Origin of the sequence: Pseudovibrio sp. Alg231-02 (assembly GCF_900143565.1) — a bacterium.
GTDB lineage: Bacteria > Pseudomonadota > Alphaproteobacteria > Rhizobiales > Stappiaceae > Pseudovibrio.
Window position 1 is genome coordinate 122,187 of the sequence record NZ_FREX01000007.1, and the last position, 19,742, is coordinate 141,928.

Genomic DNA, 19,742 nt, shown 5'->3' on the forward strand with positions numbered 1-19,742 from the left:
GTTCGTCGCTGGCCGGTATCTTTTTCTTTGAACTGAGGCATCTATGCAGAATTTAAGCGTTAACGTGATCGGGGCCGGAATTACGGGAGCCATGATTGCGTATAAGCTCGCGCGTCAAGGTTTCAAAGTCACCCTGTTTGATGCAAACCACAGTGTGGGCGGAGATGTCTCACGTGTTTCCTTCGGCTGGATCTGCCATATCGCCAATGATCCGATTGACCAACCGGATTTGTTCCCGTTGTTGGTTGATGGCATCCAGCGTTATAAAGCCCTGAACGCGGAGTTTGACGGCACACTGTTTGATGCAGAAGGCGGCGCTATTGTTTGGCGCGCCACACCGTGCGAGACCCAGCACCTGATCGACCGGCAGCAACAGGCGGGCACACAAACCCGCACCATGAGCAAACAGGAACTTCAGCAGCATCTGCCAGCTCTCGCCAACCCGCCAGAGTTTGCAGCTCATTCGACGCAGGATGTCTCGTGGTACCCGCCCAAAGTCATCGGCAAACTGGTCAACGCCTTTGAGCGCCTTGGCGGCAGGGTGGTTTTGAACAGCACCGCCAGCGGGCTGGACGCTTCTGACCACCATTGTAAAGGGGTCATGATGGGAGGGGAGCTGCAAGCCAGCGACTTTACCGTGCTTGCTTCCGGTGGTGGCAATGGCGCGTTGATCGCTCCATTTGAGCCGGAGCACGATCTTTACACCTCGCCCTGCACCTACATCGAAGTGAGTGCAGAGGTGCCGGACTTCCTTCCGGTGCTGCAAACACCGGATGTGGAGATGCGTAGTCTGGGAACGGGCAATTTTGCCATTGCTGAAGACCCGCCAAAGACCGAAGACCCGGCAGAGCTGGCGCGCATCGGAGAAACAGCTGTGCAGGCAGTCAAAGATACGTTTGCCAATGCGGGCCGTGTGGAGCTGCTTTCCATTCAGGTCGGCCAACGCCCGGCAACCAGATCAACCAAACCTCTCGCCCGCCCCATCAACGGTTTCACCAACGCTTTCGTGGCAGGCAGCCACCCCGGCGTCATCCTTGCCCCGTTGATCGCCGAGCGGATCAGCAACCAGATCTGCGAGCAAGCTCTGTCTGCCCCTACGCTTTAGGACGCTGGCAAAGGACCGTTGGGCTGCCTGCAAACAGCCCAACAGGATGACAAGCGCCCAAGCTTAAGCGCGAAGCCACTCATCGTTTGTGGGATGAAGCTGCGTTGTGCCCTCATTTTGTGAGGCATTGAGGGACTGGATGGTCACGCGCCACAGTTTGACGAGCTTGATGAATTTATCCAGCTTCTCTTCAAGCTGCGCGATACCAAGGCTCTTGGCAGAAAACCTTGAGTTCAGCGCTGGCTGGTTGTCGCCTTCCGTCATGGCAAGAACTGCATCTCCGGTGCCTTTGCCAAGCAGGTTGGCTTGCAGCAACAGCTGGTATCCTGCCTGACGTTTGTCTTTCTCAATATCAGGCAGCAGGGCGAACAGGATCACCTCATCCTGATTGTTCGCACCCAAGGTGAGCGTAAACTCCTCCTCAACGTCAAAAGTGCAGAGCCCTTCCTCGTCCAGTTGAAGGTTTGGCAGCCCGATTTTCTCGCCAAGCTCGGCAATGAGTGTTTCAGCGTGTTTCATTTTCTATTTCCAAATTGGCTTGAGGCTCAGGTGTCGCTCACGGTTTTACCGGCGGCGTAGCTGTGCTCATCAAAGTAATCCAGTGTCGCATCCCAGGCGTTTTCCTTGGCTCGTGCCAAAGCGTCACCAGTCTCCGTGCCATCGTAAAGGTCGATGAACTCATTGAGATCAGAGACATAGCTTGAAGACTCAATCTGAGTTCCATCTGGCTTCCCTTGCGCCAAACCAAGATCCAGCCCCAGCGTACCGTCCAGCTCCTGCCCGACCCAAAGCGCCTCGTGGATTGAGTGACCGCCGTCGTAGTTCAGGAACATGGTGTTTGCGACCATGTAATCTTTTGAATCCGGAATCTGGTCCGGGTTAGGGGAGGTGTGCCTCAGATAATGCAGGAAATGCAGGTTGAGGTTGGTTGAACCGGAAACACCAGAGGCAAACGGCATACCACGAGATAGCGCTTCAACCTGAGACTTGCTCGGTTCCTGCAGCTTTGGCAGGTTCACATCCGCAGGGTGCGTGCTCGGGATCTTGCCTGCATCTCCTTCAAACGTCACACTGCCGGGCTGGTAGCCAAGGGTGATCCCGGCATGCGCACTCTTTGGCGTATCCGTACGCCCAACTTTGGATCTGTCTGCTTTTTGCAAATCAGGATCTTCCGGAGCATTCGTTCGATTGGCTTCCTGACAGATCCCCTGATAGGCCTTGTTTGCAACCTTTACATAAGCAGGTAAGTCAGCGACCTTCTTGCCGTTGACGACCAGTGGCTGGCGGTCTGCAGGCACCGTCTTGGTCAGCAAAGCATGCAAGGCAACAGTGGACTTCACAACCAGCATGGGAACTGCAATAGCGTCATATCCATTGCGGGTTGGTGCGGACAAAAACTTGTCCAGATTCAAAAGCGCATCGTCACGCGGGCCTTGCACAAACTCCATCAGCTCCGGGCATTCCGGCATCCAGAACCGTTCGTTGCCCGCCATCATCCTGTGCATGGTCATGGCTGTCTGGTTTTGGACCCGCGGGGTCTGGATGGAAATCACATCGCGGATGCCATCTTTCACCAGCTGTGCGGAGTTCATCACGGACTGCGGCGTGTCGTGAACCATATCCGCAATAAAGGTACTGTCGAGCACGCGGGAGTAGATCGCATCGTGCAGGCGCGTCAGCGGTGGGTTGTCACTCTTGCCCAGCTGTCCCAGCAGCGTTTTGGTCTCATCGGCAAGGCCATTCAGGCCGATTTCCTCAAATCGCTCCGCAACAGCAGTCAACAGCTCACGGGTTTCCGGCACGGAGATCTTATGGCCCAGAACCTGATCCTTCACATACCCGTCAACCTCAGCCAAATTGCCAGCTGTTTCCGGGTCCAGACCCGGGGTTTGCGCTTCATTTCTGATGAGTGCAAGCAGATGGGTTGTCACCTCACCCGGCACGCGGGCAACGTCTCCCCCCTGCGCTGCATTTTGTGTCCGGACACTCTCGGGATAGACAAGCGTGGAATGGACGGCCTTCAGTGCAATCGGCACGGCCTCTTTCAACACTGCATTGTCTGAGCCGCCAAGAAAGCTCAGCGACCGCGTGATGCTGGAAATACCATCCGCATCTGCTGTTTTTGCCAGTTCAACAATGCGGGCCGTTAGAACTTCAGCCGCCTTTTTTGGATCATCCGGAATTGCGGCGCCTTCAAAAAAGGTTTCCATCGTCAGCCTACTGCCATAGGCATGGGCCTCTTCAAAGAGCGCTGTCACTTTTTCCTGCGCTTGCTGCGAAGCTTTGCTTGGCACATGAAGGAGCATGGCGAGCACGCTGGACTTTGGCAGATGTGGCTTTGTGGAGAGGAAGTGATCAACCACCTTCTCCGTGACTTCAGTGCTGAAATAAGAATTGAGCTCGCGCTTTATTTCACCCAGAACCGCTTCATGCTGCGCCGTTTTCTTTGTCACATAGTTGAGCGAATACTCAACAATCCGCTCACTTGGCTTAGGAGGAACCACATCCTGATACTGCGCAAGATCGGGTTGAGGGACAGTTGGCTGAGTGGTTGAAACAGATAAAGTTGATCCGGTCATGAAAGCACCATCGCTTGGTAATATCTTCTTTCCCGAAAACTACAGAAACACTCCGGGATCACGTTTTAATCAAACTATTAGAATCTCCTGCCGGGCGCGTCTGTGCTGACAGGCACTCAGCTCCGGTCGCCAACCGAAAAAAGTAAACGACGGACATATTTGTCTTGGAAAACTAGGTTACTCAACGCTCACCGAGAAACGACTTAAATTTAATTACAAAATTACTTAGTTACATAAATAGTCACTCTTTGAATATTTCAACCGCCCAATTCATTTACTAGATTTCGCACCTTGGTTTTCCTTATTTCTCCTGTATAGCTATTTCTAGTCTTGTTGTTTTCCTTCCAAATGACAGGTTTCAACCAACAGGGTAATGACCGCATGTTTTCATTGAAGGGCAAGAAAGCCCTTATTGTTGGGGTGGCGAACAGCCAGTCCATTGCATGGGGATGCGCAAAAGCCATGAAGGCACAAGGCGCAGAACTGGCTCTTACATACCTGAATGACAAAGCGAAAAAGCATGTGGCCCCACTGGCAGAAGAAGCCGATGCAGCCATTTTTGCACCGCTGGATGTGACGAAACCTGACGAGGTGGATGCTCTTTACCAGCAAATCGAGCAGGTCTGGGGGTCGCTGGACATTCTGCTGCATTCCATCGCCTTTTGCCCGCAGGCTGACCTGCATGGCCGCGTGGTGGATTGCTCGGCAGAGGGGTTTGGCGTGGCCATGGACATCTCCGTACACTCCTTCCTGCGCCTCATCCGCAAATCAGAACCCCTGATGCCCTCCGGATCCAGCGTCATGACCGTGACGTTCCATGGCTCGGAAAAGGTGATCAGCCACTACAACATCATGGGTCCGGTGAAAGCCGCGCTGGAAAGCACCACGCGCTATGTGGCTGCCGAACTGGGCCAAAAGGGCATCTCTGTCAACGCGCTGTCCCCCGGCCCGCTGGCAACACGCGCCGCCAGCGGCATTGCCAGCTTTGACGAGATGCTGGCCGACGCGACCGAGCGTGCTCCCACCCGAAAACTCGCAAGTATTGAAGACATTGGCGCATATGCCGCCTTTCTGGCCAGTGATGAAGCCCGAAACATCACCGGCGTGGTTCACCCAATTGACGGTGGTTACCGCATCATTGGTTAGGCCGGCACCGAGGTAGATTATGCAAGTAGAACTCTTTAGCAAGCGAACCGCCCAGTACTTTGAGGCCCTCGCTGAACAAAACCAGTTTTTGCAGGTCGCCAACTCACGACGCTCCACGCGCCTGATGAACGACTTTCAAAAGAAACAGGCCAAATCAAAAACCAAAAGCGACGCACTGGCCGCCTCCTGGAGCCCGTACGACACGCCCAAGAAGCTGCTGGATGCCTGGTCGCATTATCTCAAAGAATCCAGCGAACGCGCCATCCTGACCATGGATGCCCTGCGCGAAGCCAGTGACACATACTTTGACCACATGGCCAAGGGCTGTCCTCCGGTTCTCATTTATGATTACGAGGTGGTTGTTGAGGGCCGCAACCTGCCACGCCCCTGCAACTACATGCTTTTGAAGGTCATTCCACCTGAGGGCGTGGAGGTGCTGGACTGGAAGCGCCCCTATGTGATCATCGATCCACGTGCTGGCCACGGTGCAGGCATTGGCGGGTTCAAGAATGACAGTCAGGTGGGGGTTGCCCTGCGTGACGGGCACCCCGTGTACTTTGTCGCCTTTCACCCCATGCCAGAACCCAATCAGGAGCTGTCGCACGTCACCCATGCCGAAGCGGCCTTCCTGCGCGAGATCATCTCACGCCACCCGGACAGCCCCAAACCCATTGTGGTCGGCAACTGTCAGGGCGGGTGGGCCACTGCTATTCTGGCAGCGGTCTATCCGGATCTGGTGGGACCGATTGTGCTCAACGGTGCGCCCATGTCTTATTGGAGCGGCAAGATGGGGCAGGACCCCATGCGCTACTCCGCAGGCCTGACAGGCGGCATCGTACCTGCCTTGCTCTCGGCAGATCTGGGCAACGGCGTCTTTGATGGTGCCAATCTGGTGCAGAACTTCGAGATGCTGAACCCGGGCCGCAACTGGTTCCGCAAGTACTATGACCTTTACACCAACATCGACAAGGACGAAGAGCGCTATCTGGAATTCCAGAAATGGTGGAGCGGCTTCTACTACATGACAGAGGAAGAATTCCGCTGGATTCTGGACAACCTTTTCATCGGCAACAAGCTGGCGAAGAATGAAGCCTTTCTGGAACCGGGACGTCCCATTGACCTGAAGACCATCAAGTCTCCGATCATCGTGTTTTCCTCCTACGGCGATAACATCACCCCGCCCGATCAGGCACTCAACTGGATTGCCGACACCTACACGGATGAAGCGGAAATCGAGATCCTCGGTCAGCGTATCCTCTATATGCTTCATGATCAGGTCGGGCATCTGGGCATCTTCGTGTCTTCCAGCGTGGCCAAGCGCGAACATACGCAGGTGGCCTCCACGCTGAAGACCATCGAGGCCATGCCTCCCGGGCTCTACAAATTGCAGATTGAAGAGCAGAAGGGCAAAGGCTGTGATGCCAAATTCAAGGTGAGCTTCGCCCGTAAGACCATTGATGAAATGCTGCTGGAAACTGGTGAACGCGACGAGGAAAAAGCATTTGCCGGTGTCGCCCGCTTTTCCGAGAGCTGGGAGGACGTGTATGACAGCACCATTGGCCCTGTTCTGAAAACCATGAACAGCACGCAGGCAGCGGATGCAACGCGCGATATGCACCCCATGCGGCTGGCAAACGGCGCCTTTGCCTCCACCAATCCCTTGATGTTCTGGCCCACCATGGCCGCCGCAGCGGTGAAGGAAAACCACACACCCAACATGGCCAAAACGCCCTTCCATTACTGGGAGGAGCTGATGGCAGACAGCATTGAATATGGCTGGGATGCGCTGAAGGACATGCGCGAAGCCTTCATAGAAAACAGCTTCCTCACCTTCTGGGCCTCACCGCCCGCCGTGGAATACGGCAAGGCCTTGTCCTTCCGCCGGCCAAAGGTGCCAATGCAGGACCTGCACAGTCTGACCAGCATCCAGAACGCGCTCAAGAAGATCGAGAAGGGCGGGGCAGCCGCAGCCATCGTACGTATTGTGCTGATGATTGCCGACACCCGTACCGAAGTGCGCGGCGAAAAGCTGGAGCGGTTCAACGAAGTGTTGACCACATGGGCACCGTTCAAATCCATGGATCCGAAAGAGCGCAACTTCCTCATTCACGATCAGACTCTCATTTCCCGTTTCGAAATGGAAGCAGGTTACAATGCCCTGCCGGGCTTGCTGAAAAGCGAGAAGGACAAGACCTTTGCGTATAAGGCCGTGTCCTACATTATTGGCAAGGAAGAGAATATGGCGCCCAATTCTCTGGAACTGTGGCACTGTCTGAAGAAGTCGCTCAAATGGGGTTAGGAAGGTTTGATGACAACAACCTACAAGAATACTCCGTACGATCAGATCGAAGTTGGCATGGAAGCCATTTACGAGCGGACCTGCTCTGCGGATGATTTTTACGTCTCCGCCCATGCCTCCGGCGACCTCAACCCCATCCACCTGCCCAAGGAAGATCGCGAGGGCGAAGGCGACTTTGAAGGCGTCGCCCCCTCGCTGTGGGTCGCCAGTCTGATCTCTGCCGTGCTGGGCAACCAAATGCCCGGGCCGGGCACGCTCTACAAAAGCCAGAGCCTGCGCTTTCTGGGCCGTGCCTATGAAGGGGACCATCTGACAGCCCGCGTAAAAGTAACGGAAAAGCTGCCCGATTACGTCGTGACACTGCAAACCACCGTGGAACGTGCGGACGGTCAGGTGATCGTAGAAGGCGAGGCCGAGGTTATCGCCCCGCGTACCAGCAAAATCGCCAAGGCTGTCAGCTTGCCGGGTCTGACCGTGCGAAGTCATGAGCACTTCGATAGACTGCTGGATCAGGCCCGTCCACTTCCACCTCTCATCACCGCCGTTGTGGCGCCAGAAGACCGCAAGTCACTGGGCGGCGCTTTGCTGGCTGCCGAAAACACGCTGATTGAGCCGGTCCTGATTGGCTCGCGAGAAAAGATCGAGGATGCCGCAGAGCGTCTTGGCAAAGATCTGGCTCACTGCGATATCATTGACGTTGCAAGCCACAGTCAGGCGGCAGCACAGGCCGTGGCCATGGTGCGCGAAGGTAAGGCGCAGGCCATCATGAAAGGCCAGCTCCACACCGACGTGTTGTTGGCGGAGATCGTGAAACGGGATGTGGGCCTGCGCACTGACAATCGTCTCAGCCATGTGTTTGTGATGGATGTGCCGGGACTGGATCACCTCCTGTTCATCAGTGATGCGGCCATCAACATTTCACCGGATCTGGAAGCCAAGGTGGATATTGTCCAAAACGCCATCAATCTGGCACTGGCGCTTGGGCAGCAGCAACCCAAGGTGGGCATCCTTTCAGCCGTGGAAACGGTGAACACCAAAATCCCCTCCACCATGGATGCAGCGATCCTTTCCAAAATGGCAGAACGCGGCCAGATCAAGGGTGGCATCGTGGATGGCCCGCTGGCCATGGACAACGCCATTGACATTGATGCCGCGGTAACAAAAGGCATCACCTCCTTGGTTGCTGGTAGGGCAGATGTACTGGTTGTGCCCAATCTGGAATCTGGCAATATGCTAGCCAAGGAATTGGCCTTTGTTGCCCATGCAGAAGTGTGCGGAGTGGTTATGGGCGCCCGGTGTCCGGTGATCCTCACCAGCCGAGCAGATGACGACAAGGCCCGGTTAATGTCTTGCGCTGTTGCGCTTCTTTACGCTGCGAGCCAGAAAGCATGAGTTTTTATTTTACGCTCAATACCGGATCGTCCTCCGTCAAGTTCGCGCTTTACAAAGCGCAGGCAGAGCCTGACCTTTTCATCTCCGGCATCATAGAGCGTCTGGGCCCCAACGCCCGCCTGAAAATGCAGGCCCCCAACGCTGACATCGTGGAAGAGCTGGGCCACGTCGATCATGCCGGAGCTGTCGTCTCCATCTTCACAAGGGTAGAGCCCTACCTGCAAGGTAAATCTGTGGTGGGCATCGGTCACCGCATCGTCCATGGCGGCAATGCATTTTACAAGCCGACAGAGCTGACCTCCGAGGTGGTGCAGGAGCTGGAGCAGCTCGTTCCACTGGCACCGCTGCACCAACCCTATAGTCTGGCAACCATCCGCGCGGCCAAGCAGGTGTTTCCGGGTGTGCTGCAGATCGGGTGTTTTGATACGGCCTTCCATGCCGGTCACACCTTCCCCAATGACGCGTTCGCCATTCCGCGGCATTTTTATGAGGAAGGCGTGCGCCGCTATGGCTTCCACGGGCTTTCCTTTGATTACATCTGCAGCGAAATGCGCCGCGAATATCCGGATGTGGCACGCGGGCGTCTCGTGATCGCCCATCTGGGCAATGGCGCTTCCATGTGCGCCGTAGAAGATGGCCGTTCCATCAACGCCAGCACCAGCTTTTCTGCCGTAGATGGCCTGCCCATGGGCACACGGTGCGGACGGCTGGACCCGGGCGTCATGCTCTACCTGATGCAGGAAAAGGAACTGTCGGCAGCAGAAATCGAGAGCATCATCTACCGCCGCAGCGGGCTCTTGGGATTGTCGGAGGAATCTTCTGACATGCGCGTACTGGAACATTCAGAAGAGCTTTTTTCCAAGCAAGCCATCAACTACTATTGCTACCAGATCCGCCGCGAAGTGGGCGCCATGGCGGCCAGTCTGGAAGGCATCGACGCCCTGATCTTCAGCGCTGGCATTGGCGAGAACTCAGCTCGGGTGCGCTCCAGCGTGTGCGAACCACTGGAGTTTTTGGGCATCACCATCGATCAGGAGAAAAACAAGGCCAACGCCCCGGAAATCGGAACCGGACCAGTCCGCGTTTTCATCATGCCCACCAACGAAGAACAGGTGATAGCACGGGCCGTCGCAAAAGCTGCCATGAAAACTCAACAGTGAGCAACTGGGCTTCAGAACAACTTCGCGGTAAACTTGCTGCGTAATCAATGCTGCACGTTTTCAGTGAGTCCCGTTATGCCCGTCCTCTCGCCAACCGTCACCGTCCGCCGCCTTTCCATTGATGATTACAAGGATGTCGTCATGCTCCTGAATGAGCTGACAGATGGCATTCCGCTTGTTTATGGCAAAGACGGGCCAGCGCAATTCGCCAAGCTTTTGCAACATGACGGCACCTCTCTGTTCGGTGTGGAGATTTACGACCAGATCGTCTCCTGCGCCACGCTCCATATTCTACCCAACATGACGTATGGTGGCCGCTCGTATTGCCTTGTCGAGAACGTGGTGACGCTGAAAGCTTATCGGGGCAGAGGCTTTGGCCGCATGGTCATGGATGCTCTGCGAGATGCCGCCTGGCAAGCCAACGCCTACAAAATCATGCTGCTGACCGGACAAGACCGCGGCGCAAGAGGCTTTTACGAAAGCCTCGGTTACAAAGCCGACCAAAAACACGGCATGGTCCTGCGGCAAGTGCCACCGTATAAAGCGCCTGCTGCTTAACCCTGCCCGTTACACCAACTGCCGGTGGGCCTTGATGTGGTCGATGAACAGGCGCAGGGCCTGCAGGTTTTTGTATTCACGCGGGTAAAACAGATAGATCGGCTCTGTTGGTTTCAGGTAGTCCTCCAGCAGGCATTGCACCTTTGTCAGGTCGCATTGCATCAGCGCGTATTCGCGGAAGGTCAGCACCAATCCCATGCCTTGCTCCATCAGCTGCAACTGAGAGGGCAGGGTGTTGAGGATCAGCCCTCCTTTGATATCAATCTCCACGGTGTTGCCATCCACCTCAAACACCCACGGCGCCAACCGACCTGATGTCTGAAACCGATAGTGAAGGCAGTTGTGCGCGAGGAGGTCTTCAGGTTTTTCCGGTGTACCATGCTCAGCCAGATATGCCTTGCTGCCAAGGACGGTCAGGGGTTGCGGGTCAGAGATACGGATCGCAATCATATCCTGCGCAATCTTTCCCCCCAGACGAAGCCCACCGTGTAAGCCATCTGCAACGATGTCGACAATGGCGTCCGTTAGAGAAAGTTCCAGCTGTATCTCCGGATAAGCTGCCTGAAAGCTGGGCAGAAGATCTGCAAGGAAGGAGTGAAACACAAACTCAGGCAAGGTCAGTTTTAAACTGCCACGGGCGCTGCTGCTATGTTCCTTTGCATCATTTACCGCTTGCCCCAGCAGGTCAAACGCCGCGCCCGCCCCACTTTGCAACGCATGGCCTGCATCCGTCAGGGTTACCGATCGGGTGGTGCGCACAAACAGAGCCGTCCCGAGCTGCTCTTCCAGCGATTTTAACTGATGAGACACCGTGGACGGTTTGATGCCAAGCGCCTGAGCGGCTCCTTTGAGACTGCCGTTCTGTGCAATGGCGTTAAACACTTCCAGCATGGCAAGAGGCAAACGCATTATTTGATACCATACATCTATTGGATTGATATGGAGGCAATTAATAGCATGTATGCATCCTGTTATAAAGCAGAGATCAGATATTCTAAGAGGCCTTCCTGCGATGAAAACCCTTGTGCTCACTGCCCATCCTGACCTTTCAAAGTCCCGTATCAACCGCTCCTGGTTTGAAGCATTTGCCGCAACAGATGACATCACCGTGCTTGATCTGGCCCGTGTTGGTGGCCCGACTCTGAGCTTTAACGTTGAAGAACAACAGCAACTCCTGCTCTCTCACGATCGCATCGTCTTCCAGTTTCCGTTTTATTGGTATTCCGCCCCGCCAGCGCTGAAAGCATGGCAAGATCAGGTCCTGACCTACGGCTTTGCCTATGGCCCGGGTGGCACCAAACTGGCTGGCCGGGAACTGCTGCTGGCTATCTCTACCGGCGGACCGGAGGACAGCTATCACGCAGGCGGCTACAACAATTTCAGCATGGATGAGTTGCTCAAACCCTTTCAACAGACTGCCCTGCTGACTGGAATGGTTTACCTGCGCCCCTTCGTCTTGCACGGCCTTGCTGTAGTTGATGACGCCGCGATCGAAGCTTCCAATACAGCATTGCTCGCACATGTTCTGGACCCTGAGCTCAACCCAGTCATCAAAAAAGCGCGGCTGGACAAGCTGCTGGAAAACAACGCCAAGCTCGCTGCCCGCGTCAGCGCCTGACCTCTTTCAACGTTCCATTTTTCAAAAAGGCGGGCCCTTGTGCTCGCCTTTTTTTGCTCATCCAAAACTGTAGATTATGGGCAAACCGAGAACTCAAACAGTTCATTCATTAAAAATCGATTCGATCTTTATCAACCATATCTTCTTCCCGCTGCCCAGGTCTCTTAGCCTGTCGTTTCAAAGCACAGCTTTGTTTTAGCAATTTGTTTCACGCCCTTGTTTTCATTGCGATCCTTTAGAAGAATAAACCCACTGTGGCATTATGGATGGGCGACATGGTGGTGACTTTGTTTTCGGTGCCTTGATCTGTTGGTCAGCACTGCATTCATTTTCAGAATTCTTGTTTTATGGCCGAAGCTCGGGGGTCGCTTCCTGAAATTTGGTCATCTGAAGGCTGGAGGGACACCATTCCTGTCAGACTTAGCGTAGGACACATTGCTCAACACCGCCTTGCCTCCAACCATAAGCAGGACCACGGTATCAATGCCCGTTTTGAATCTTTTTCAACGGGAGGGGACGCAAAACTGACAGAACGATGTGGCCTCGCAGGTCCCTTTCTCAATCGGGACTGTAGCTCCTTCGTTCTCCAGCCTTCAGGAATATTTTAAGCGCAGATTGGAATTACCACGCACAAGTTGCAGTATAGTACCGGGTAGAATGTCTGTTGAATCGAACAACTCAATGAATGAGCCGAGACCTGAGGTGATTTACCGGCCCAGCATCAACTGGGATGAATGGCGCGAGGGGGTCGCCGAAGCGACGGGAGAGGCTTGTCTGGCTTCCAACACCGCTTCACCAGATGCCTTTGGTGCGGGCGTGCGCGGATTTCGTTATAAAAGTGGCTTTGTGGCAACCATCAACGCGACCCCGCACAGGTTCATCCGCTCCAGCCAACGCATTGCCCGCGATGGCATGGATGCTGTGTTTGTGCAATTTTATGATCACACCCACAATTGCGTCACCCACATGGGCCAGGAGAGCGTGGAACTCCAGCCCGGTCATCTGATAGTGCAGGATATGGCCGAGCCGTTTATGGTAGACCACAGCTCTTACAAGCTGATGACACTGGCTTTGCCGCGAACGGCACTGGCACCGTTCCTCCATGGCGATCGCACCTACCCAACCTTATGCCTTCCCGCAACAGGCGGCTCGACCAATGCAGTGATCAGCATGATGCAGCTGCTTCGCGGTCAACTGGGTTACCTGTCAGATGAGGATGTCACCTCAATCGTGGAATGCATCGCCAAGCTGGTCGCTAACCAGATGAACAACGGCCCGAGAATCCCATTTGCACTGGATGAAAACAATCAGACTGCAGCGCGGTTCTTACAAGCCGCCGAGTACATCAGCCGGACCTATACCAACCCACGCCTGAACAGCACGGAAGTGGCGCATCACCTCAACGTGTCGCGCACTACTCTCTACCGCCTGTTTGAGCCCATGGGCGGCTTCATGGCCTTCCTGCGTTACATCCGCATGAAACACGCCATGCGCAAGCTGCTGCGCTCCGGAAGCCATACAGTCAAAATCCAGCAGATCGCCGAGAGCTGTGGTTTCTCGCACGCTTCCAGCTTCACCCGCAGCTTCAAAGAACACTACGGCGTTTCTCCCCGCGACATCCTGATGGACATCGCCGCCGGGCAAGACCACAAAACCCGCATCTCCAGCGGCATCTTCTCCAACTGGCTCACCTCGCTAAAAGAGGCGAAGCTGAACTGAGGGTAGCTTGATCCTCTGAGTTCAAGTTGACTCCGGGTATCACAGCGACACAGTACCTGCGTACATTCACAAATTGCCCGATACTCATTTCGTAAAGCGGTCTAAAGTGACCAACCGAGAGGTCCGTATCGTTAGGATCTGGCGTGATTTGTGAGTGAAAACATAGCAACGCAGGAAAACGCAAAAGCTTTCAAAGGAACGCACAAAACAACGCAAACGCTCACAGCTTTTGGATGCTACCAATTTTCAACGTGAATATCATCGATATTTCAGCACGTTAGATCACCGCCGTTGAAGGCAAAGACACGACATTTCCCGCTAAAGCCGGATTGGTAGCATTGACAGGGCGAAGGCATCATCAAAGAGTTACTGTGATTTATTCTCTGATAAGTTTTGAGCGGCGCAATGATCGTACTTGGTAATTCTGAAAGCTGGCCCGGCATTGGCACCACCGCCAGTCACCTGCAAAACGGAGCACATGGGCTTGATGCCTTGGTGCCAGGACTATCTTTGGTGGAAGCTGAAACCAAGGTTCGCAGTGTAGGCTATGGCGGCTGGCCGAACCTGTTGGGAAACATGGAGTTTGACGCCAGTGTGATGGACGGAACTACCCGTGATTACGGCGCGGTTGCAGGCGTTCCAATGACGCTGGAGGTCACCCGTCTGGCAAAGGCGGTGCTGGATAACCTGCCACACACCATGCTTGTGGGTGAAGGGGCCCGCCGTTACGCAGATGAGCTTGGGTTTGCAAAGGATCCCGCCTTGCTGGAGCACAGCAAACAGGTGTGGTGGCGCAAGCTGGATGAGGTGATGAGCGACGAGCAGAAAGCCGCCTTTCCCAACACGGAACTGGCACCGTTGACCAAAGCAATCACCGACCCTGAAAAGGTGCGCGACACCACCGTATTCCTTTGTAAAGACAGCAAAAAAAACATCTGCACCGCCACCTCTACATCAGGTTGGGCCTGGAAATATCCGGGGCGTGTAGGCGACTCGCCCATCCCCGGTGCGGGTTTTTATGCTGACAGCCGATATGGCGCGGCCGCATGCACTCATACAGGTGAAATGACCATGCGCTGCGGCACCGCCCGCACCGTTGTGCTGGCCATGAAGCTCGGCATTTCGCTGGATGATGCGTTGCGGCTGGCGATCTCTGAGTTGCAGGAGCTGGAGAGCGGTTACATCGGCGGTGTTGTGATCCATGCCATTGATGCAGCAGGCAAACACCGCGTGGTCAATGTGGGGTGTGACGAGGAGATTGTCTATTGGGTCTGGACGCCAGAGCTCGGCCAACCTGAAAAACGCAAGGCCATTCGGGCAGAGGATTTGATGGCGGGTCAAATGGAGGTTCAGTCATGAAGCTGGAAGTGTGTGTTGACACCGTCGCTGGATTGAATGCTGCTGTTGCTGGCGGAGCTGACCGGATTGAGCTGTGTTCCTGCCTCGCCATGGGCGGCCTGACGCCGTCCGTTGGCCTGATGGAACTGGCAGCCAAAGCACCCATCCCGGTCTACGCCATGATCCGTCCGCGCGGGGGTAACTTCATCTTCTCCCCACAAGAGGTGGACCAGATGAAGCGAGAAATTGAAGCTGCCCGTAATACCAATTTGGCCGGTGTTGTTCTGGGCGCAAGCCAACATAACACCGCACTCGACACTAACCTATTGAATACACTAGTGGATCATACTGGCGATCTTGGTGTAACGCTCCACCGGGTCATTGACCTTGCCCCAGATCTGATCGAGGCCACCCACGCTGCTGCCGAACTCGGCTTCGAACGCATCCTCAGTTCCGGCGGCGCTTACAAAGCAATTGATGGGATTGAGAACCTAGCCGCCATGCACAAAGCCGCAGCTGGCAGGCTCTCTGTGATGCCGGGGTCAGGTGTTAACACTCAGACGGCGCCCGATATCCTGCAAGCTGCTGATTTCACTGAGATTCATGCAGGCTGCGGTAAAACTTATCCGCAAGACCAGCGTCTGCTGGATTTTGGTTTTGAAAGCGCCGGAGAAAAACGGACCGATGAAGAATTGGTGAGATCACTCAAAGAAGTAATTCAGGGAAATGCATACAACAAATAACACCGCAAGCCATTTTACAAAATATTACTTATCTTTATTTCTCAACTACAAGCAAACTAAGTAAATCAAGGAACTCCCGCAAGTGCAACACCAGACCGCAGCGTCCCCGTCACAGGAGAAATGAGGATGCTGATGAACTTGTTGACCTCAGAGACTGATGAATTCGCCACATAGATCACATCTTTATCTCTGATTTCAAAGGCTTGCGTCAAAAACATGCCACTTGGCTCTCTCAAATTGAGACGGTAGACAACAGGCACTGTCCCGAATTCCTCATGTTGCTCATGCGGAGGAAGCAACGGCATCATCTTTTGCCGGTCCTCAAACCGGAACAGGAAAACCCCCGTCGCATCCGCAGTCCCATCATGTAAACCACCTGACATTCCAATAGCTTCCGAGAGATTCACCCGCGAGGAAGGGAAGTCATATTTGCGCCGGGCAACAACTGCACCAAACACGGTGAAGGATTTAGGCTGGTGCGTAATGGAGACAATGTCCTTCGGTCGAAGCCAGATATTGTTAGCTGGTTGCTCAGAAATATCGTCCAGACTAAACCGGAACTTCTTGTCATCTCTCATGACAGTAACAAATGACTCATAGTCTGGATTCCGCGTTCCGCCAGCTTCTGAGATTGCCTCAACCAGACTCAGACCATCTTCATGCACACGAAATTGCCCCGGACGCATCACATCACCAATAACAATGACCTTGTGCGATCCATTTGCCTGAAGGTTTACAACCACTTGTGGATCGACAGCCTTACCTTCCAACCCACTGAGAATCTGTTCGCGAACCTCGGAGATACTCTTGTTCTCGACTTTGAGTTCCCCAACATAAGGCACGTAAATATTGCCTTGGTCGTCAACCACAAGGCCAAGCTCAGTCCGTTTTTGACCTTGTGTTGAGAAAAGCCCGTTTGGAATGGACTCCCAAATTCCAACAGAGAGCTGATCGCCAACACCGACGCGGATCGTGCTTCTCTTGCCCTTGCCAACGCGGAATTCTTTGGGAGGTAAGTTACTGGCGTAATTGGATAAATGCTGAACTGTCGGAACATCAACATCTAGCATGACATAGCTCAGCGACTGCGCATTACGTTGAGAAGTTGCATTCTCCACCTGATAAGCGCTTGGGCCATGTCCTGGAATTTCCGAGCACCCAACCACTGCAAGCAGCAGCGCAGGCACAACGAGCAACTCCAACCAGCGAGATATGTGCAAACATGTTTTCACATGCGGACACTGACCTATTCGCAGGCCTTCGAGTAGCCGCTGGATTTGGCCATTGCCTGTTTAACGCACTTCAATTTCGGGGTTTTTTCATGCATTTGTCAGCTGCTCTGATCAGACGAGAACGCCCTAACGCGCTGCAAACAAACGACTTTGTAGTCATGCGTATTGAGGGCAATGCTCGTGTTGGACCACGAGCATTGCAGGGGAAATCCTACCCGTTATGGGCAGGCAATCACTTCAATCTCGACGAGAGCGTCTTTTGGCAGACGCGCAACTTCCACACAGGACCGTGCTGGGAACGGCGCATCGTTGTCTTCAAAGAACTTGCCGTAAACTTCGTTCACGCGGGCGAAGTCATTGAGGTCCTTCACGAAAACCGTTGTCTTCTTAATGTTCTTTGCTGCAAGACCTGCTTCTTCAACAATCGCCAGACCGTTCTTCAAAGACTGAAGGGTCTGCTCAGCAACATCTGCAGGCATCTCACCAGTTTCCGGATTGATCGGCAACTGACCGGACGTGATGATCATCTGACCAAGGTTCACGCCCTGAACATACGGGCCAATTGCTGCAGGAGCTTTGGAGGTATCGATAGCTGTCATTGTTTTTCCAGTTTTATAGGCTTGTTAAGTGGAACTGTTCAGATGGTGAGACGAATTCCTGTTGTGCCGCAATAGTTTGCAGTTCCCATTCGTCTTTTTCCTGCGTGGTTTTAAGCACGCCATACACCGCGTTATTACAGTGTTGGAATGCTTCTACTTCAGAAAGACCATTCATATAACCAGCGGCAAATACAGATGTGATTAGATCTCCGACGCCAACCGGTTGGCGCTCAAACGGCAAGTGCGGGCGCTGTGCCAGATGACTGCCTTGCTCGCTTGCAAACATCATGGTGAAGGCATCATCAGAAACACTGTGCAAGTGCTTGGCCAGAACCATTTTAGGTCCAATTTCCATAGCCTTAGCGCATGCTTGTTTGGCCTGTTCCAGTGTTTCAATCGGTTCACCAATGAACTGTGAAAGCTCAAACTGGTTGGGCACGATCACATCCGCAATCGGCATCACCTTGCTCACCAGCAACTCAGCAACACCTTCACTGACAATGCAGCCTTTGTCAGGCGCACCCATCACCGGATCACAGAAATAGAGACACTCAGGATTGTGCCGCCGAACTTCCTTCACGATGTCAACAATGACGTCACAGTGAGAAGGGCCACCAAGGTAACCTGTTACAATACCTTTGATTTGAGAGAGGACATTCAGTTTTGCCAGACCCTCAAAGATTTCAGAGATCTGCTTGGCATCATGGGCCTGTCCGGTCCAACCTTGCGGATGCTGGGTGTGATTTGAAAACTGGACGGTGTTGATAGCCCAGACCTCATGCCCCATACGTTGCATTGGAAATACAGCGCAGCCGTTGCCAGCATGGCCATATGTCACGTGGGATTGGATGGAGAGTATGCCTTTCATTTCAAATACCTCGTTTCGGAACTGAGGCTCACAACCGCGAGCCCCAGCAGAGCGTCATGCCATTCTCGGCGCTTATGGATAGACTGGAAGTGCGTTGAACATCCCCAGAATGTGACTGACGGCGACCAAAATGCCGAAGCCAAAGACCACCCAGACAAGAGCCTCGCCGCCCCAAACGCGGAACTGAGGATTGCCGAATTTCTTGCGGCTGACACGCACCATCAGAGCAGGGACGATCGCCGTCCAGACTGTTGCTGCAAGGCCAGCGTAGCCAATCGCGATGATGAAACCATCTGGAAAGAAGATGCCACCGATCAACGGAGGAACGAAGGTCACAGCTGCGGTTTTCGCACGACCTGCAGGGCTGTCATCAAACTTCAGGAAGTCTGCCAAAAAGTCGAACAAACCAAGAGCGACGCCCAGGAAGGAGCTGGCCACAGCCATGTTACCAAATGCGGACAACATGTTGGATGCAGAGGTGTTTTCTACTGCACGGCCAAGAGCTTCCACCAGTACGCCGATGTTACCGCCCTGTTCGATGATTGGGCCAAAATCAGCTCGTGAGATGTTGCCCAATGTGGCAAACAGCCAGACAATGTAAAGTACCAGTGCAAGGAAAGTACCTGTACCAAGGCAGAGTAAGATCTTCTTTGGCTCCTTGCCATAGTACTTCATCAGGCTTGGTACGTTGTGGTGATACCCGAAGGAAGCCAGGCAGAACGGCATTGCTGCGAACAAATACGGGAAGTAACTCCCCATTCCCATACCATTATCGCTATCAAAGAAGACTGCGGCCTTCATGTTGAAGGTGTAACCAGTCACAGACATGAAGAACGTGATGATCATGCCGCCAAGAAGGATGGTTGTGATGCGATCAACTGCCTTGGTAGACCACCAAACGAAGAACGCCAGACCCAGCGCAAAGATCAGACCAGCCAACATCTGCGGAGGTGCAACACCCAATGTTGCATCCAGTGTGTGAACCACAATAGACCCGCCACCGGAGATGTAAGCGTAGCAGAGAATGTAGCCGACAAATGCAACGGCAATGTTGTTTACGGTGTTCCATCCAGTCCCAAGGGTGTCTTTCACCATGGTATCGAAACTGGAACCCACCGGATAATTCAGGTTTGTTTCCAATATCATAAGGCCGGAATGCAGCATGCAGAACCAGGTAAAGGCCAGAGCCAAAATAGCCCAAATGCTCCACATACCAGCACTAACGGTTGGAACGGAAAACATACCAGCGCCGACTGCTGTGCCGGCGATGATCATAGCCCCGCCTAGGAAGGATGGACTGACTGTTGCAGTGGATTTTCCCAAACCACCGACTTGTGTGCCCTCAGACATTTACTTCTCTCCCGTGAAGTAGTTTTGTTATATCCG

17 protein-coding genes are annotated in these 19,742 nt (G+C 53.9%); 10 read left to right on the forward strand and 7 right to left on the reverse strand.

Annotated features, from left to right (window positions below; translation table 11 throughout):
• Nucleotides 1-43: 43 nt before the first annotated feature.
• Nucleotides 44-1,105, forward strand: a complete 1,062-nt coding sequence (locus DHN43_RS18225) for an NAD(P)/FAD-dependent oxidoreductase (protein WP_108819562.1) — start codon at nucleotides 44-46, stop codon at nucleotides 1,103-1,105.
• Nucleotides 1,106-1,168: 63 nt separating this feature from the next.
• Here DHN43_RS18225 and DHN43_RS18230 read toward each other — a convergent pair whose 3' ends face one another.
• Nucleotides 1,169-1,624, reverse strand: coding sequence for a type III secretion system chaperone (locus DHN43_RS18230; protein WP_108819563.1), 456 nt, complete (start codon nucleotides 1,622-1,624; stop codon nucleotides 1,169-1,171).
• A 26-nt stretch (nucleotides 1,625-1,650) separates the two neighbouring features.
• The gene (locus tag DHN43_RS18235; RefSeq protein WP_108819564.1) at nucleotides 1,651-3,684 is read right to left on the reverse strand and encodes a hypothetical protein; all 2,034 of its coding nucleotides are present in this window, start codon (nucleotides 3,682-3,684) and stop codon (nucleotides 1,651-1,653) included.
• 381 nt (nucleotides 3,685-4,065) lie between these two features.
• On the opposite strand from DHN43_RS18235, the gene fabI reads away from it, so the two are divergent.
• From fabI to DHN43_RS18260, 5 genes are all read left to right on the forward strand, one after another.
• Nucleotides 4,066-4,830: an enoyl-ACP reductase FabI gene (gene fabI / locus DHN43_RS18240; protein WP_057461408.1), complete on the forward strand. Its 765-nt coding sequence runs from the start codon at nucleotides 4,066-4,068 to the stop codon at nucleotides 4,828-4,830.
• 19 nt (nucleotides 4,831-4,849) lie between these two features.
• Nucleotides 4,850-7,129, forward strand: coding sequence for a DUF3141 domain-containing protein (locus DHN43_RS18245; RefSeq protein ID WP_108819565.1), 2,280 nt, complete (start codon nucleotides 4,850-4,852; stop codon nucleotides 7,127-7,129).
• A gap of 9 nt (nucleotides 7,130-7,138) precedes the next feature.
• Nucleotides 7,139-8,521 (forward strand): bifunctional enoyl-CoA hydratase/phosphate acetyltransferase, encoded by a 1,383-nt coding sequence (locus tag DHN43_RS18250; protein ID WP_108819566.1) that lies wholly within the window; start codon nucleotides 7,139-7,141, stop codon nucleotides 8,519-8,521.
• On the forward strand, nucleotides 8,518-9,681 hold the full coding sequence (locus DHN43_RS18255) for an acetate/propionate family kinase (protein WP_108819567.1): 1,164 nt from the start codon (nucleotides 8,518-8,520) through the stop codon (nucleotides 9,679-9,681). The genes DHN43_RS18250 and DHN43_RS18255 overlap by 4 nt, the downstream gene beginning before the upstream one ends.
• Nucleotides 9,682-9,756: 75 nt before the next feature.
• The gene (locus tag DHN43_RS18260) at nucleotides 9,757-10,239 is read left to right on the forward strand and encodes a GNAT family N-acetyltransferase (protein ID WP_108819568.1); all 483 of its coding nucleotides are present in this window, start codon (nucleotides 9,757-9,759) and stop codon (nucleotides 10,237-10,239) included.
• A gap of 9 nt (nucleotides 10,240-10,248) precedes the next feature.
• Here the strand turns inward: DHN43_RS18260 and DHN43_RS18265 are convergent, their stop codons facing one another.
• Nucleotides 10,249-11,148 carry a LysR family transcriptional regulator gene (locus DHN43_RS18265; RefSeq protein WP_108819569.1) on the reverse strand — a complete coding sequence of 300 codons (900 nt, stop codon included), beginning with the start codon at nucleotides 11,146-11,148 and terminating at the stop codon, nucleotides 10,249-10,251.
• A 103-nt stretch (nucleotides 11,149-11,251) separates the two neighbouring features.
• Between DHN43_RS18265 and DHN43_RS18270 the strand changes: the two genes are divergently transcribed.
• From DHN43_RS18270 to DHN43_RS18285, 4 genes are all read left to right on the forward strand, one after another.
• Entirely contained in the window at nucleotides 11,252-11,857 is a 606-nt protein-coding gene (locus DHN43_RS18270) for an NAD(P)H-dependent oxidoreductase (protein ID WP_063293377.1), read from the forward strand.
• Between the two features lie 681 nt (nucleotides 11,858-12,538).
• Nucleotides 12,539-13,576, forward strand: coding sequence for a helix-turn-helix domain-containing protein (locus DHN43_RS18275; protein ID WP_108819570.1), 1,038 nt, complete (start codon nucleotides 12,539-12,541; stop codon nucleotides 13,574-13,576).
• A 405-nt stretch (nucleotides 13,577-13,981) separates the two neighbouring features.
• Nucleotides 13,982-14,935: a N(4)-(beta-N-acetylglucosaminyl)-L-asparaginase gene (locus DHN43_RS18280; RefSeq protein ID WP_108819571.1), complete on the forward strand. Its 954-nt coding sequence runs from the start codon at nucleotides 13,982-13,984 to the stop codon at nucleotides 14,933-14,935.
• Nucleotides 14,932-15,657 carry a copper homeostasis protein CutC gene (locus DHN43_RS18285; protein ID WP_108819572.1) on the forward strand — a complete coding sequence of 242 codons (726 nt, stop codon included), beginning with the start codon at nucleotides 14,932-14,934 and terminating at the stop codon, nucleotides 15,655-15,657. Before DHN43_RS18280 ends, DHN43_RS18285 begins: the two co-directional genes overlap by 4 nt.
• Before the next feature lie 65 nt (nucleotides 15,658-15,722).
• Here the strand turns inward: DHN43_RS18285 and DHN43_RS18290 are convergent, their stop codons facing one another.
• From DHN43_RS18290 to mtr, 4 genes are all read right to left on the reverse strand, one after another.
• Entirely contained in the window at nucleotides 15,723-16,844 is a 1,122-nt protein-coding gene (locus tag DHN43_RS18290) for a polysaccharide biosynthesis/export family protein (protein WP_208980577.1), read from the reverse strand.
• A gap of 263 nt (nucleotides 16,845-17,107) precedes the next feature.
• The gene (locus tag DHN43_RS18295; protein WP_063293372.1) at nucleotides 17,108-17,488 is read right to left on the reverse strand and encodes a RidA family protein; all 381 of its coding nucleotides are present in this window, start codon (nucleotides 17,486-17,488) and stop codon (nucleotides 17,108-17,110) included.
• Between the two features lie 13 nt (nucleotides 17,489-17,501).
• Nucleotides 17,502-18,356 (reverse strand): pyridoxal kinase PdxY, encoded by an 855-nt coding sequence (gene pdxY, locus DHN43_RS18300; protein WP_108819573.1) that lies wholly within the window; start codon nucleotides 18,354-18,356, stop codon nucleotides 17,502-17,504.
• Between the two features lie 72 nt (nucleotides 18,357-18,428).
• Nucleotides 18,429-19,706: a tryptophan permease gene (gene mtr / locus DHN43_RS18305; protein WP_108819574.1), complete on the reverse strand. Its 1,278-nt coding sequence runs from the start codon at nucleotides 19,704-19,706 to the stop codon at nucleotides 18,429-18,431.
• Between the last annotated feature and the right edge of the window lie 36 nt (nucleotides 19,707-19,742).

Excerpts from the sequence above, each read along its gene's own strand:
- DHN43_RS18225 (WP_108819562.1), top strand. The coding sequence starts at position 44 with ATGCAGAATTTAAGCGTTAACGTGATCGGGGCCGGAATTACGGGAGCC.
- DHN43_RS18230 (WP_108819563.1), bottom strand. The coding sequence starts at position 1,624 with ATGAAACACGCTGAAACACTCATTGCCGAGCTTGGCGAGAAAATCGGG.
- DHN43_RS18235 (WP_108819564.1), bottom strand. The coding sequence starts at position 3,684 with ATGACCGGATCAACTTTATCTGTTTCAACCACTCAGCCAACTGTCCCT.
- fabI (WP_057461408.1), top strand. The coding sequence starts at position 4,066 with ATGTTTTCATTGAAGGGCAAGAAAGCCCTTATTGTTGGGGTGGCGAAC.
- DHN43_RS18245 (WP_108819565.1), top strand. The coding sequence starts at position 4,850 with ATGCAAGTAGAACTCTTTAGCAAGCGAACCGCCCAGTACTTTGAGGCC.
- DHN43_RS18250 (WP_108819566.1), top strand. The coding sequence starts at position 7,139 with ATGACAACAACCTACAAGAATACTCCGTACGATCAGATCGAAGTTGGC.
- DHN43_RS18255 (WP_108819567.1), top strand. The coding sequence starts at position 8,518 with ATGAGTTTTTATTTTACGCTCAATACCGGATCGTCCTCCGTCAAGTTC.
- DHN43_RS18260 (WP_108819568.1), top strand. The coding sequence starts at position 9,757 with ATGCCCGTCCTCTCGCCAACCGTCACCGTCCGCCGCCTTTCCATTGAT.
- DHN43_RS18265 (WP_108819569.1), bottom strand. The coding sequence starts at position 11,148 with ATGCGTTTGCCTCTTGCCATGCTGGAAGTGTTTAACGCCATTGCACAG.
- DHN43_RS18270 (WP_063293377.1), top strand. The coding sequence starts at position 11,252 with ATGAAAACCCTTGTGCTCACTGCCCATCCTGACCTTTCAAAGTCCCGT.
- DHN43_RS18275 (WP_108819570.1), top strand. The coding sequence starts at position 12,539 with ATGAATGAGCCGAGACCTGAGGTGATTTACCGGCCCAGCATCAACTGG.
- DHN43_RS18280 (WP_108819571.1), top strand. The coding sequence starts at position 13,982 with ATGATCGTACTTGGTAATTCTGAAAGCTGGCCCGGCATTGGCACCACC.
- DHN43_RS18285 (WP_108819572.1), top strand. The coding sequence starts at position 14,932 with ATGAAGCTGGAAGTGTGTGTTGACACCGTCGCTGGATTGAATGCTGCT.
- DHN43_RS18295 (WP_063293372.1), bottom strand. The coding sequence starts at position 17,488 with ATGACAGCTATCGATACCTCCAAAGCTCCTGCAGCAATTGGCCCGTAT.
- pdxY (WP_108819573.1), bottom strand. The coding sequence starts at position 18,356 with ATGAAAGGCATACTCTCCATCCAATCCCACGTGACATATGGCCATGCT.
- mtr (WP_108819574.1), bottom strand. The coding sequence starts at position 19,706 with ATGTCTGAGGGCACACAAGTCGGTGGTTTGGGAAAATCCACTGCAACA.